The sequence below is a fragment of the Patiriisocius sp. Uisw_047 genome (assembly GCF_047730165.1).
GTDB lineage: Bacteria > Bacteroidota > Bacteroidia > Flavobacteriales > Flavobacteriaceae > Patiriisocius.
In genome coordinates this window covers 2,348,682-2,363,054 of the sequence record NZ_CP159834.1, presented here as the reverse complement: position 1 = coordinate 2,363,054, position 14,373 = coordinate 2,348,682, and the positions used below count along the sequence as shown (strand labels likewise).

Here is a 14,373-nt window from a genome sequence, read left to right as displayed (position 1 = left end):
AATAAATTTAATCCTATGAGAAATCTACTTAAAATATTCCTGCTGATTGTGTTTGCACAGTCTTCCGCTCAAGAACTTAACTTACCCGTATTTACACAATACTTAGCAGATAATGATTTTGTTGTTTCTCCAACTTTTGCTGGAATAGGTGATAATTTTAGGATACGTGCTAATGGTTTGATGCAGTGGGTTGGGATTAAAAACGCCCCGCAAAATCAAGCTGTCTATGCAGATATACGAATGGCAAATAATTCTGGAGTTGGTGTCTCTGCATTCAACGATAGTAATGGAAATACACGACAACAAGGAATAAAATTTAGCTACGCACATCATTTAATATTAGATTATAAGACAGAACAGTATTTATCATTTGGGATTTCTTTTAATGTAAACAGTTTTAGATTAGCGATAGAGAACTTTGACCCTACTTTTGACGATCCTATTATAGACCCTAGTATTACAGATGATAGATCGATTACTAATAATAACTTTGATGTGGGAGCATTATACAGAATCGATCGTTTCTGGTTGAGTGCAAATGCAAATAACATTCTGCAAAAGGAAACAAATAATTTTGCGGGTTTAGAACCTAACGCCCTACTCAACCTGCAGTTTTACTCAGGATATTCTGTGCCAACTAAAAATTACTCAGAGATTGAACCATCTATCTATTATCAATTGTTTGCTAGTGATGGAAGGTCAAGTACAGATGTAAACATTAAGTATAGAAAATATAATAGAGATAATGACTTCTATTGGATAGGAGCTTCTTATAGATTTTTAAATGATCAGTTTATGAATCCTTTAAATATAGGTCCAATGGTAGGAGTGAAAAAGAATATCTTTTATTTTTCTTATGCCTATCAATTAACACTTAATGACTTAACCGGTTTTAATACGGGTACCCACGCAGTCACTATAGGGTTTGATTTGATACAAGAACTTAGTGATTGTCCTTGTACTAAAGGGAAATACAAATTAGGAAATAGATTGTGGCAGTAGACCATGTCAACCTAACACAAAAGAATACCGTGTTAGCTAGATTAAAATTAAAAAAGCTTTCAAATATCCAATAGATACTTGAAAGCTTTTTGATTTGTGTGTAATCGCTTCTATAAAATAAATATTATTTTACTAAGGTCACTTTCACGGCATTCATTCCGCGTTGTCCTTTTTCTAGTTCAAAAGAAACTAAGTTGCCTTCCGTGATATCATCCTTAAGACCACTTACGTGACAAAAGTATTTTTGCTTATCAACACCATCGATGATAAACCCAAATCCTTTAGAAGAATCATAGAAATCCACTGTACCTGTTCTTACTGGGTCAAATGCTTCTCTTTCTCCTTCTGGAGTTTTTGGAATACCAAGAATAATATCTTCTGCCTCGATCTCTACTTTTAAATCTGGATCTGGTGGAGTATCAACTAAATTCCCCATATGGTCTACATATGCAAATTCAATTCCACTGCCTCCAGTTGCTTCTCTATCAGCCTTTCGAGCATCCATTTTCTTCTTCTTGTCTTCACGCTTTTTTAAGCGCTTCTTTTCTTTTTCGTTTTTACTAAAAGTTTGTTGTGATTTTGCCATTAATGCTTTTAAAATTATTTCGCTCAATATATAGTATTATAATAATAAAAGCAATTTTTATTATTATAAAAATGAAAAATGTTATTAATTAATCTAAAAAAGACTTTTTAAGCGTTTTTAAGGCTCTATCTCTAGCTTATACCCTACGCCATGAACGTTTACTATTTTTAAACTTTCATCACTTTTTAGTTTCTTCCGAAGCTTAGAAATATATGTATCGAGACTTCGCCCTACAATTACTCCTTGATCTTCCCATATCTGCTTTGCTAGATCTTCACGCTTGACAATCTGATTTACGTTAGTGACTAAAATTTCAAGCAACTCGCATTCTTTTCTTGATAATGGAATTTCCGTAGCCGCCTTTACTAGTTTGTTTTGATCTGGATAGAAGTAAAAGCTTCCTAAGATAGTAGCGTTCATTCCTCCTGTAGCATTCTTACTTGAGTGAAATCTGCTATAAAAAACAAAACCTAGAAATGCCAACACTAAAGAAACAAGCAGATAAAACAGTGGACTATTCTGTGTCTCAGCAATATCACTATTTAAAAAGTTAAAATGAATAGTATAACAAGATTGTGGTAACAATCTACCGCCACAGGGTATAATACTGTGATGCTTCTCATTTCGCAATAGATAACTGTAGCCAACTTCTCCGTCGCTACATTGTATCACTTCTACTTTATAGGCTCGAGGCAATCCTGCCTTTTCAATATTTAATGCCAACGCATTATGTAAATCTGTAGGGTCAAATGAAAGCGGATACTCAAAAGAAAGCTGATAGGTATTTGCAGAAATTTGCACAACAGGCATTACTACAGAAGTAGTATCTCCTTGCGATATTAACACTTCATTCCCTACGGCACGCAAAGCGACCTTTGTTCTACCCGCTACGTCGTCTGTATCAACCTGAGTCGTACAAGAAAAACTGAGCAACAGCAGTACTGCGAAAATTATAATAAGGTGGTACTGGTTCTTTTTCATCATTGATTGAACTCCTTTGGACTTTATGTTTTTAGGCAATCCTTAAAGCTTTCAGGACAGGCTTTTGATATTTAAAAGCGCAATTTTTTAGTAATTAAAAAAAGTCTAAACGAATTCATAATGCAAAGAACACTCAATTTGACGACTTTTCACAAGTGTTGACAGTTCTTTTACATTCTTTTGACACTTTTTACAGCTCCACTATATAGATTTACATCAAAATTAAATTAGTATGCAAAAATCAATTATTATACTCGGTATTATATTAAGCTTTTCATTTCTGTCTCAAGCACAGGAATCAAAAGAAACAGTCCTAGAGGAGTCTTATTTATTAAACCCCTTTCAAAGCGTGATCAACTGGAAGGGCTCCTATCTTTTTAAATTTGCTGAACATAATGGTACTGTTGAGTTTAAAAAAGGTAAGCTCTTTGCCAAAGATGGGGCTATCACGGGGGGAACATTTGTTATAGATATGACAACTATAACTAATGAAGAACATCGTTTACACAAGAGTAATGGTCCTGTAGAGCATTTAAAGAATAGTGATTTCTTTGATGTCACGCTATATCCAGAGGCAAGGCTTGACCTAAATAAAGTCACTTATTATAGTAACACCAACGAGCACAGATTTGAAGGAGATTTAACTATAAAAGGCATCACCAAATCTATAATGATTAAAGCGAGGGTTGATGACATCGCAAAAACAATAAAGACTAAGTTTAAAATAAACAGAAGAGACTGGAACGTAAACTATACGAATAAATTTAAGGATGATGCCATATCAGACGCTATGGAATTTGACATTACCTTACAATTTGAATAATCAAACTATGAAAAAACACATACTTAGTTGGGCTCTTATCTTGTGTTCGTTTTTTGTAATTGCGCAAGAAGAAGAAAAAGCAGAACACGATTCCATACTAGATGCTGCACAATGGGGGTCAGAGTTTTTTACGTTCCCTATTAGCTTTGCTCCAGCCATTCCTTAATAAGGATATGAAGAGGCTATTTTCCCACCGGGGTGGTCAAATGAAGAAAGCCTAGAATTTTGGTCTTATGTTTTGCTTGGAAAATAGACGTGGCAACGCCATTAACTACGGAAGATTTTGAAACGAACTTATCCTTACACTTTGACGGGCTAATGGATATTCAAAACCGGAAAAATGGGAGCACCATCCTTGCGACTATTGCGGCAATTACAAGTGATGACACCATAGAATCAATACAAGAATACACAGGTACTCTATATTTATATGAAGGTCGATATAACAATAAGATGATGACACTCTACACTTTTGCTGAACAGTATTACTGCAAAAAAGAAAAGAAAACGACGGTGATTTTCAGATTTTCACCAGCATCATTTGATGCAGACATTTGGAAATCACTCAAAGGCGTTACACTACATAATGACAGTTTAACTAACTATTAAAGCATTAAGCAGTAATTCCTAAAATAACGCTAATAATACTTCAAGAAAACGATCTCCTGTTTGGTTAAAAACCTGAACAGGAGATTTTTTTTATGGGCGTTGTTAAACCCATTCACTTTTCCGAAGTACATATTTGAGCTCTAGTAAAATTTTACTCTGTATAGTATGCTAGTACTGGGTTTAAAATTTCAGAATAAAGCAGTACTTTTAAGATATTAAAAATCAACTATGAAAAAACTAACCACCCTAGCCCTTCTCTTTTTATGTACCGTTACAGCTTTTGGGCAGCTAGCAGACGAATATTTTTCACCTTTAAAATATAGAAACATAGGCCCCTACAGAGGCGGACGCTCTGTCACGTCTAGCGGTGTCGTTGGGCAACCCCTCACCTATTATATGGGAACCACAGGGGGTGGTCTCTGGAAAACGGAAGACGCTGGAGCACACTGGAATAATATAAGTGATGGATTTTTTAAAACAGGATCTGTAGGCGCTTTAGCTGTTTCAGAAAGCAATCCTAATGTAGTGTACTGTGGAATGGGAGAGCACGCAATTAGAGGTGTAATGAGTTCTTATGGCGATGGTGTTTATAAATCTACAGATGCAGGGAAAACCTGGCAACATATTGGATTGACCGCTACAGAACAGATTTCTCGTATCGTAATTCATCCTACAAATCCAGACATCGTGTATGTAGCGGCGCAAGGAAAATATCCCTCACCTACTGCAGAAAGAGGCGTATACAAGTCTATTGACGGTGGTAAAACTTGGAAAAAAACATTGTTTGCTAATAATTTTTCTGGGGCGTCAGAGCTATCCATGGATATGAATAATCCACAAATTTTATATGCTGCTTTGTGGCATCATCAACGTACTCCTTGGAAAATGATAAGTGGTGGAGACGGCAGCGGACTATACAAATCTACGGATGCGGGAGAAACATGGGTGCCACTAGAAAACGGACTTCCTAAAGAAATGGGGAAAATGGCAATCGCTGTGTGCAGAAGTAATAGCAATAAAGTATATGCCCTTATAGAAAGTGATACCCAAACAGACCAGAGCGGATTGTATGTATCTATGGATGCAGGAGACAATTGGTCTCAAGTAAGTGGTGATAATCGTTTAACGCAGCGTTCTTGGTATTATATAGAGGTATTCCCTGATCCAAATGATGATGAGACTGTATATGTTTTGAGTGCACCAGCATTACGCTCTAAAGACGGCGGAAAAACGTGGGAGCGTATTACGGGAACTCACGGTGATTATCACGATTTATGGATAAACCCAGACAACTCTAAAAACCTTTGTATTGCAAATGACGGAGGCGCCGCGGTGTCCTTCAACTTTGGTAAATCTTGGTCCTCACAAGATATTATGCCAACGGCACAATTTTATAGAATTAATGTAGATAATTTATTTCCTTATAATATTTATGGAGGTCAACAAGATAACACCTCTGTAAAGATTGCCAGTATGAATCTAAAGGGAGACGGAATTTCTGAAAGTAATTGGACAGCCGCCGCAGGTGGTGAAAGTGCGTTTTTAGCTTTTGATAAAGATGCGCCAAAAACAGTAGTAGGTGGCAGTTATTTAGGAACCATAGAAGCCCTAGATATGGAAAGCGGTACGAGTACTCAGATTATGGCGGCTCCGCAACAATACTTAGGGAGAGCAGCTCGTGACATGAAATACCTATACAACTGGAACGCACCTATTATCTGGTCACAACACGAACCTCAAACTATATTTCACGCGGCACAGCTCGTCTTAAAATCTACAGATATGGGGCGTACTTGGACAGAATTCTCTCCAGACCTTACTCGTAATATTGATGAAAAACAAGGAAACGGTGGCGGACCATACACGAACGAAGCGGTTGGTGCAGAAAACTATGGTACTATATCTTACTTGGTAGAATCACAGCATACGGCTGGAGTATTTTATACAGGAAGTGATGATGGTAGCGTACACATAACTCAAGACAACGGAAAAAGTTGGCAGAACATCACTCCTAAAAATTTAGGTGAAACACTGGTAAACGCTATTGAAATATCACCACACGATCCAGCAACTGTATATATTGCCACCACAAAATATAAACTAGGCGACTACGCACCAGCTATTTATAAGAGTGATAATTATGGGAAGAGTTGGAAGAATATTTCTTCAGGCATTTCTTATGGTGCGCACACCCGCGTAGTACGTGAAGATCAAAACACGAAAGGCTTGCTATATGCAGGTACAGAACTAGGAATCTACATTTCTTTTAATGATGGTAGTAGTTGGGAGGCTTTTCAACGTAATCTTCCTGTGACGCCTATTACAGATTTACGCGTTCATAATAATGACCTAGTAGTAGCAACCTCAGGACGCTCTTTCTGGATTTTAGACAACCTAGAATTACTATCTCAATATAAAAAGAGCAATAACACACTTATGCTCTATCAACCTGAAGATGCTTTATATGGGTCTTGGAGTAGTCCGCTTAATGGTACTAATGAGAAGTTTGACGGGACGCAACCGTTCACTGGTGTAAATCCTGCTAACGGTGTTGAAATCTATTATTTCCTTCCTTCAGTAGCAAAAGATAGTGAAGTTACATTAACAATCAGTGATTCAAATGGCAAGGTGATTCGAACTCTAAGTTCTGAAAAAGACGCTAATTACATAGCACACAATGGCGGTGGCGCACCTCCAGCTCCTACCTTGTCAAACAAGAAAGGTCTTAATAGATTTGTCTGGAATATGGGACACAACATTGTGCCGAGCATCCCTAATGTCTATATCGAAGCTGGCTTTAATGGCAGACGTGTTGTCCCTGGAAAATATGCCTTCACCTTAAAAAGTAATGATGAGTCTGTTTCTACCTTCGGAAATATTATAAATAATCCACTTATCAAAGTCGATGCAAATGACCTACAGGAGTTTGACATCTATATGGGCGAGATGGAAGCAAATGTCACAGAAATGCACACCATGGTCAATACGATATTTACTGCACAGGAACAGATCGTGTCTTTACTTCAGGAACTAAAAGCAGATAAGAAAACTACCTTAGTAAATCAAGGGGAAGCCTTAGTAGTAAAAATGAAAGCTTGGGATGAACACATGGTGCAACGCAGATCACAAGCGTACGACGATGTAGAGAATTTTGTAAATAAGTTCACTGCAGAATACTTGTTTGTAATGAATCAAACAAACGGTTCTTCGCCACGTGTGAATCAGTCAAATAAAAACAGGAAAGCAGAACTTGATTTAATCTGGAGCGACCTTAAAACTAATGGAGCACAACTAATAAGCAAAGAACTTACTGCGTTTAACGACGCCTTATGGTCAGCTGGCATTGGTGCAATAAAGATATAAGCTGAATGAAACTTATTTTTTTCTATTCTGCTTGCGATACAAAAGATAGAAAACGAAGATAGCAATAGGAAGGATGATATAAACAATAAGATCAAAAGGATTACTGAGATCTAGCCCAGTGGTATCACCAGGATTAGGTGTTGAAGATGGGGTTTGAATAAAAAGAAAAGAGAGAAAAGAATAAAAGGTCATAAAAAGATATTTGTGTGTTGATAAAGATATTCAATTTGAAACCTTTATGGTAACATTTACTTTGCTTTCAATTTTTTGCTTCTTCTTTAATTTTTACCCCTTTCTTTGTAATCTTAAAATGTTCTTTTTTAGTCACACTCCCAAAATTTGAAGAACGTCTATAAGGAATTTGAAAGTCGGCGTGTTTTTTTTTTTGATGTTTCCATTGTTATATACTTAAGAATGAGGACCATAAAACTACGAATAATCTAAAACTTAGAAACGAATAATGTTCATTTTTATTAAAATAAACTGGTGTTTCACATCATTAAGCACAAAAAACAAATCAAGCACATTTTAGAAGTTTACTTAAGGATATCTTAAACAAAAACTAAATTATTATTAATGCATCCCTTTTTTCCTTTGATGTCATACATTAGGTTCGTACCTTTAAAAGGAAATTATAAAATATCTACTTATGAATATCAACTTCGAATATAAAGATGTAGCGGCAAGCAAGAGGCTTGAAGAACTAGCCACAGAGAAATTAGAAAAACTAGAGAACAAATATGATTTTATCGTCGCAGCAGACGTGTATTTCAAAAGCGAAAACACAAGAGGCGAAGACACTGGTAAAGTGGTAGAAATTAGACTCAATGTACCTGGGACTACGTTATTCTCTTCAACGAGCAACACTTCTTTTGAAGCAGCGATAGCAAAGGCTGTAGGTGAAGTGCAGGTTCAAGTTCAAAAGAGAAAAGATAAAATGCAAACGCATTAATTTATATACATTATAATTTCAAAAGCCAGTATAAATTCACAAGAGTGTTTTATACTGGCTTTTGTTTTTTAAGAAAATCTATAATACCCACACTTTAAATAGGCACCCTCTGGAAAACCAACAGGATGATCTGTATCATGAAAAGTTTTTTCAATAAATTCAAAATAGGTTCCGTGCTCTTTTAAGGTTTCTATATTAATCTGGAAAAACTCGTCTGCAGTGATCCTAGAACTGCAGGAGGCTAAAACTAACAATCCCTTTTTGGCAACTAATTGCGCTCCTAGCTTTGCTAACTGCGCGTACTTCTTTTTAGCAACTACTATCTCTCTTTTACTTTTTGCAAAACTAGGAGGATCAATAACGACCACATCATACTGCTTTCCTTCCCTAATGAGTCGCTCTAATTCTACAAATGCATCACCAACGATGGTAAAATGCTTGCCTTTATGTTTATTGAGAGCTCCATTTTCTTTAGCAACTTCTAGTGCTTGCGCACTAATATCTAAACTTGTGACCTCTGTAGCTCCCTTAGCTAGGGCGTGAATGGAAAATCCGCCAGCATAACTAAACACATCGAGCATCGTTTTTCCTTTGCTCAACATCCCTACGCGCCTTCTATTTTCACGATGGTCTAAAAAATAACCGGTCTTATGCCCTTTGATCACGTGTGCAGAAAACTGGACCCCGTGTTCAATAAATTGTACTACTTCATTTTTCAAATCCCCATATAGTACTTCTCCTTCCACTAAGCCTGCCATATTGGTTTGTAATCCACGGCTCAATCTTAGTACTAGCGTGCCACAACCTGTTATTTCCAACAACTTCGGAAATATCATGTGAATGAAAGGAAACCATATAGCATTATATATTTTTAAAACTAAAACAGATGCATATACATCTGCAATCAATCCTGGAAACCCATCGTTTTCTCCAAAAAGCAAGCGATAACTATTGGTATTCGATTCGAGTAATTCTTCTCGGGCTTTAAAAGCACGCTCCACTTTATCTGAAAAGTAGGTCTCGTTTAATTTTGCACCACCGCCAAAATGAAGCATTTTAATACGGATAGGAGAATCTGGATCATACAACCCTACTCCCATTGGTTTGTTTGTAGTACGATTAAAGATAACCGCGATGTCACCTGCATTTCCTTCTTTGTTGATTTTCTCTACACTATCAGAAAATAACCAAGGGTGCTTTGATTTTACAGAGCGTTCGCCTTTATTGGTAAGTTTTACCGCTAAGGTTTGCGGCTGAATTTTGGGAAGTGGTTTGTTGAACAAAATATTAAGCGATTTTTTTCTGAATAATAGCGACCGCATCATTCAAGGTGCGCAAGCTCTCCATATCTGCATTGTCAAATTCTATGTCAAAAGCATCCTCTACGTCAAGCACCACATCTACTAAATGAGCAGAGTTGATGTTAAGCTCGCGCGTAAGGTCACTTGTTGGTGTGATATCATTTTCACTCACATCCTCAGGTAAATAGGTTTTTACGATAGGTACTAATTGTGCATATATCTCTTCTGTGGTCATAGAATTAGCTTAGATTGAAATATTAATATTCTCCAAAGATAACACAGGCATTCACATCCCCAAAACCAAAACTTGATTTTGCCACCGTTTTTAATGAGGTCTCTACTGCTACACGAGGCACACATTTTTCGGAAACTAAAGCGACAATCTCAGGATGGATTACATCGCAATTCACATTTGGAAAAACAAAGTTTCCTTGGAGTTGTAAAATGGTACTCACAATTTCAATACTTCCACTTGCCGCCAAGCAATGTCCTGTCATTCCTTTTAATGAATTAATATAGGGAAAGTCACTACCTTTTCTACCAAGTGCAGTACACCAATTCTCAATCTCGACAGGGTCTTTTACCGTCGCTGTTAGATGTCCATTTATATAATCTATTGCATCACCGCGCACCTTTGCATCCTTAAATGCGCCTTTAATACAACGTTGCACCGCTTCACTGTTTGGAGCAGTCATACTACCACCATTTCGTTGTCCTCCGCTATTTACAGCACCGCCTAAAACTTCGCCATATATTTTTACTCCTCTCTTTAAAGCACTGTTTAATGATTCTAAAACCACGGCTCCTGCTCCACTTCCTGGTATAAAACCACTCGCTTGCTCACTCATAGGCCCCGCCGCTTTTCCTGGAGAATCATTGTGTTTATAGCTTGTCACTTTCATAGCATCAAAACCACCCCAAATATAAGGGCCTCCGTCGCTAGTACTACCACAAAGCATTTGAGTCGCTTTACCAGCTTTAATGCGTTCATAGCCTAATAACACCGCCTCTGTGCCTGTCGCACAAGCAGAAGAATTAGTCGTTACCATATTTGCTGCACCGGTCAATCCGCCAAGATATGCACTCACTCCACTCGCCATCGTTTGCGGCACAGACGTGCTGCCTAGACGCCGTACCTTACCTTCATCAATTTGGTAAATGGACTCTCTAAACTTTGCCACACTCGTCGTTCCAGCTCCCATTATAATGCCTAAATCAAATAACGCTTCATCTTCACCTACCTCTATATTTGCATCTTTAAGCGCATCTATCCCAGCAATCACACCATACAAAATCCCATCACTATCAAAATTTCGAAGTTGTAATTCTGTGAAGTAGTCCCGTTTCTTCTCTTCGGAAATAGTAGGCATTCCGCCTATTTGACAAGAAAAATTAAGTCGTTCTAATTCTGGAAAATGTGCAAGTCCAGAGCGTCCATTTTTCAACGCATCTGTAAACTCTGGAATGCTTGTCCCATTTGGAGCGCAAACGCCCAATCCTGTTATAACTACTCTCATATTAACTATGTAGGAAGATACTCCCCCAAAAATTTGTTATTAACTAAACACTATAAACAATTAAAACTCTCCATCAAACCTATAAAAACCTTCCTTTGGTTTGAAGCTCCTTACACGAGATCAGCTTCAATATTCAATTAAGTTTATTTTCAATTCTGATTTCAATCGCTCTTCATCATCCCACTCAACTCGCCAATCGCCACAACATCACCTTTCTCATTCATCATTCGTACTTTACATTTTAGTTTCCCAAATCTGTAATACATCTTCTCAGAAACCACCGTCACATGCTCTCCCGGAAATACGGGGATATAGTAATCTACGTGCATGGTGGTAAATGCCATTTGCATATCCGAAGTAATAGTACCTGATAAATAGATGCCTAAACATACCAAGCCTATTTGTGCCATACACTCCGTAAGTATCACGCCCGGCGTTACTGGATTTTCTTTAAAATGCCCTTTATAAAAATAGGAATTTTCTTTAAAGTGATATTTACCTTTAGCCCCCGTTTCTGTTACAGCTTCTAAAGAATCTACAAAAAGAAAAGGTTCTGAATACGGCAACAAAGCAATTATTTCTTTTCCTGTCATAATGCTATCTTAGTGATTCTCCACCATCTACTTTTAACACATTCCCGTTGACCCATTGTGATTCTGGCAAGGTCAAAACGTAAACGGCATTTGCTACATCTTCTGGTTGCGTCAGTCTTTTAAAAGGATTTCTCTTTTTTGCCATCGCTGCTAATTGTTCACTTCCAGGAATCATGGCAAATGATGGGGTTTGTGTAACTCCAGCTTGAATACAATTACTGCTAATTCCCTGCGGCGCCAACTCTACTGCCATTTGTCTCATTAATGCTTCCAGCGTTGCTTTTGCGGCAGATACTGCTCCATATCCTGCCCATACTTTTTGATTGCCTTCGCTTGTAAATGCAATATTACGTACTTGGCTAGCAAAAACTCCTGCCTTAATACAAGAACTAACCCATAGCCACCAGCTTGTTCCCATCGCGTGAATGGTGATATCAAGATCTGCTTTACTAAGCATTCCAGTTTCCGAAGCCATTGGTTTTAGACTCCCTTTTGCGATGCTGTGCACTAAAACAGAAATTGATTTTTTGGGCAGTTGTTCTAATACTTCGTTTATCGTTTCTTCCTTGAGTGCATCTTTGTTAAAATTCAATATACTCACTCCTTTTGATCGCATTTTTTCAAATGCTGCTTCATTAATGGCTGCGTTGCTTTTTCTATCGCGGTACACAATACAAAGATCAAAACCTTCACTGGCAAGTTTATGAGCTGTGGCTAGTCCTAACCCGCTGCTTCCACCTATTATTAATGCATATTTACTATGAGTTTTTTTCATCATATTAACAGTCTCCGGTAGATGTGTCACAGCTATCTCCCTTTATTATTGATTCTAATGACGTCAATTTATTAAATGTTTCTAGAAAAACACTGCTGGGTTGTGCACCACTTATTGCATATTTATTGTTGATGATGAAATAGGGAACTCCAGTCACCCCTATTTTTTGAGAATGTGCAATTTGTTGTTGTACTGCCGTCGCAATCTCTTTATCATTTATAACTAGATCCACTTTATTCGATTCCCAACCAAAATCTGAAAGAATACTATACAACACTTCCTTATTATTTAAACGGTCTAAATCTACAAAGTAGGCCTTTAAAAGACGTTCTTTTAATTGGTCTTTAAAACCTTCTTGTCCAGCAACGTGAAGCAATTGATGAAGATGTAAGGTGTTTACTGACATCCAATTTTCACCAAAATCAAAATCAATACCGACTTCTTTTCCAACCGCTGTTAAATGGTCTGTCATGGATTGCATTTTTTCTATGCTACCAAATTTATTCACTAAATATTCATCCCTCGTAAAACCTTCTTCAGGCATCGTAGGATCTAACTGATAAGGATGCCAATTCACAACTATCTCTGCGCCTTGCCATTGTTCAATCGCTGCTTCTAGTCTTCTTTTCCCAACATAACACCATGGACAAGCCACATCTGAAACTACATCTACCGTTATTTTTTCTGTCATCATTTCCATCTTTAATTATTTCTTCTTCTTTAAAACTCAATCAGTATTCTTTGCGCCGAGAACCCTGGACCAAAACTCAACATCAAACCTAATTCTCCTTTTTTAGGTTTTTTGTCCATAAAACGTTCTAAAACATAAAGTACAGTGGCGCTACTCATATTCCCGTATAAACGCAAAGTTTCTTTTGTATCGTCAATGTTTTTACCAAGAGCTCCAAAGAGATCTTCTACGGTCTCAACAATCTTCTTACCTCCTGGATGAAATATAAGATGGTCTATATCTTCAATGGTCTTCCCATTTTTCTCTAAAAACGGATGCACGATAGCCGGAAAGTGATCTGATATTTTCTGAGGCACTCCTTTGTCAAGAATCATTTGTAATCCAGTATTCACAAGCTTAAAGCCCATCATATCTGTCGCATCATAAAAATGATACATGGCGTGATCTAAAATTTTTGGCCCTTCACTGTTTTCTTCCGAAGTCATTAAAACACAGGCGGCTCCATCACCAAAAATCGCAGCACTCACAACATTTGCCATCGTAAAATCATCCAGCTGAAACGTAGCAGAAGGCGACTCAATAGCAATCACAGCAGCTTTTTTGTTCGGGTTTGCTTTTAGAAAATTCTCTGCATAAATCATTCCGCTAACTCCTGCGGCGCAACCCATTTCGGTTACTGGTAATCGTACGATGTCTTGTTTTAATCCGAGTTCATTAATAATAAAGGCATCTACAGATGGAATCATTATTCCCGTACAACTTACAGTGATGATAAAATCTAGGTCTTTTGGATTCCACTTTGCTTTGTCAAGTGCTTTCTTCAAAACTTGAGTACCCATTTTCTTTACTTCTCGAACGTAGATATCGTTGCGTTCTTCAAAAGAAGTGCTTAAAAACACTTCTGTAGGCTCCATCATAGAGTAGCGCCTGTCTACTCCAGCTCCTTCAAAAATCTTAATTACTTTTCTTTTAAAGCGAGACTCCTGTCCATCCATCCATGCCTCCACAAAGGGTATTATGTCTTTTGTCTCTCTGGAGTATTTTGGTAATTGTTTAGCTACTGCCGCGATTGTTACTTTCATGTACTACTATCTTATGACTTATATTAAATTATTATTTATACCAGTTTGAATGTCCAAACTAAAATGTGCTAAGAACAATGATCAAGCAGTTACTGAAT

General features: G+C 37.4%; 16 protein-coding genes. 6 read left to right on the top strand and 10 right to left on the bottom strand.

Translation table 11 applies throughout. From position 1 onward, the window contains the following. Positions 1-15 precede the first annotated feature (15 nt). Positions 16-1,002, top strand: a complete 987-nt coding sequence (locus ABXT71_RS10255) for a type IX secretion system membrane protein PorP/SprF (RefSeq protein WP_415371222.1) — start codon at positions 16-18, stop codon at positions 1,000-1,002. A gap of 124 nt (positions 1,003-1,126) precedes the next feature. On the opposite strand, the gene ABXT71_RS10250 is transcribed toward ABXT71_RS10255, so the two are convergent. Both ABXT71_RS10250 and ABXT71_RS10245 read right to left on the bottom strand, forming a co-directional pair. Beyond that, the gene (locus ABXT71_RS10250; protein ID WP_415373100.1) at positions 1,127-1,588 is read right to left on the bottom strand and encodes a cold-shock protein; all 462 of its coding nucleotides are present in this window, start codon (positions 1,586-1,588) and stop codon (positions 1,127-1,129) included. A gap of 117 nt (positions 1,589-1,705) precedes the next feature. Beyond that, positions 1,706-2,572, bottom strand: coding sequence for a winged helix-turn-helix domain-containing protein (locus ABXT71_RS10245; RefSeq protein WP_415371221.1), 867 nt, complete (start codon positions 2,570-2,572; stop codon positions 1,706-1,708). 229 nt (positions 2,573-2,801) lie between these two features. On the opposite strand from ABXT71_RS10245, the gene ABXT71_RS10240 reads away from it, so the two are divergent. The 4 genes from ABXT71_RS10240 to ABXT71_RS10225 all read left to right on the top strand — a co-directional run bounded on the left by ABXT71_RS10240 (position 2,802) and on the right by ABXT71_RS10225 (position 7,364). Next, positions 2,802-3,392, top strand: coding sequence for a YceI family protein (locus ABXT71_RS10240; RefSeq protein WP_415371220.1), 591 nt, complete (start codon positions 2,802-2,804; stop codon positions 3,390-3,392). A gap of 7 nt (positions 3,393-3,399) precedes the next feature. After that, positions 3,400-3,558 (top strand): hypothetical protein, encoded by a 159-nt coding sequence (locus ABXT71_RS10235; RefSeq protein ID WP_415371219.1) that lies wholly within the window; start codon positions 3,400-3,402, stop codon positions 3,556-3,558. Between the two features lie 59 nt (positions 3,559-3,617). After that, positions 3,618-4,001 carry a hypothetical protein gene (locus tag ABXT71_RS10230; protein WP_415371218.1) on the top strand — a complete coding sequence of 128 codons (384 nt, stop codon included), beginning with the start codon at positions 3,618-3,620 and terminating at the stop codon, positions 3,999-4,001. Positions 4,002-4,229: 228 nt separating this feature from the next. Continuing rightward, positions 4,230-7,364: a WD40/YVTN/BNR-like repeat-containing protein gene (locus tag ABXT71_RS10225; protein ID WP_415371217.1), complete on the top strand. Its 3,135-nt coding sequence runs from the start codon at positions 4,230-4,232 to the stop codon at positions 7,362-7,364. A gap of 12 nt (positions 7,365-7,376) precedes the next feature. Here ABXT71_RS10225 and ABXT71_RS10220 read toward each other — a convergent pair whose 3' ends face one another. Next, positions 7,377-7,556: an adenylosuccinate synthetase gene (locus ABXT71_RS10220; protein WP_415371216.1), complete on the bottom strand. Its 180-nt coding sequence runs from the start codon at positions 7,554-7,556 to the stop codon at positions 7,377-7,379. Between the two features lie 457 nt (positions 7,557-8,013). Here ABXT71_RS10220 and hpf point away from each other — a divergent pair, with 457 nt between their 5' ends. Beyond that, positions 8,014-8,316, top strand: a complete 303-nt coding sequence (hpf, locus tag ABXT71_RS10215) for a ribosome hibernation-promoting factor, HPF/YfiA family (protein WP_415371215.1) — start codon at positions 8,014-8,016, stop codon at positions 8,314-8,316. Positions 8,317-8,384: 68 nt separating this feature from the next. Here hpf and ABXT71_RS10210 read toward each other — a convergent pair whose 3' ends face one another. From ABXT71_RS10210 to ABXT71_RS10180, 7 genes are all read right to left on the bottom strand, one after another. Further along, the gene (locus ABXT71_RS10210; protein WP_415371214.1) at positions 8,385-9,599 is read right to left on the bottom strand and encodes a class I SAM-dependent rRNA methyltransferase; all 1,215 of its coding nucleotides are present in this window, start codon (positions 9,597-9,599) and stop codon (positions 8,385-8,387) included. Between the two features lie 4 nt (positions 9,600-9,603). Continuing rightward, positions 9,604-9,852 carry an acyl carrier protein gene (locus ABXT71_RS10205; RefSeq protein ID WP_415371213.1) on the bottom strand — a complete coding sequence of 83 codons (249 nt, stop codon included), beginning with the start codon at positions 9,850-9,852 and terminating at the stop codon, positions 9,604-9,606. Between the two features lie 22 nt (positions 9,853-9,874). Continuing rightward, positions 9,875-11,134 carry a beta-ketoacyl-[acyl-carrier-protein] synthase family protein gene (locus ABXT71_RS10200; RefSeq protein ID WP_415371212.1) on the bottom strand — a complete coding sequence of 420 codons (1,260 nt, stop codon included), beginning with the start codon at positions 11,132-11,134 and terminating at the stop codon, positions 9,875-9,877. A 161-nt stretch (positions 11,135-11,295) separates the two neighbouring features. Beyond that, a complete protein-coding gene (locus ABXT71_RS10195) occupies positions 11,296-11,727 on the bottom strand; it encodes a 3-hydroxyacyl-ACP dehydratase FabZ family protein (RefSeq protein ID WP_415371211.1) in 432 nt (143 codons plus the stop codon). 4 nt (positions 11,728-11,731) lie between these two features. Then, positions 11,732-12,505 (bottom strand): SDR family oxidoreductase, encoded by a 774-nt coding sequence (locus tag ABXT71_RS10190; protein WP_415371210.1) that lies wholly within the window; start codon positions 12,503-12,505, stop codon positions 11,732-11,734. A gap of 1 nt (position 12,506) precedes the next feature. Further along, entirely contained in the window at positions 12,507-13,202 is a 696-nt protein-coding gene (locus ABXT71_RS10185; protein WP_415371209.1) for a DsbA family oxidoreductase, read from the bottom strand. 20 nt (positions 13,203-13,222) lie between these two features. Continuing rightward, a complete protein-coding gene (locus ABXT71_RS10180; protein WP_415371208.1) occupies positions 13,223-14,275 on the bottom strand; it encodes a type III polyketide synthase in 1,053 nt (350 codons plus the stop codon). Positions 14,276-14,373: the final 98 nt, after the last annotated feature.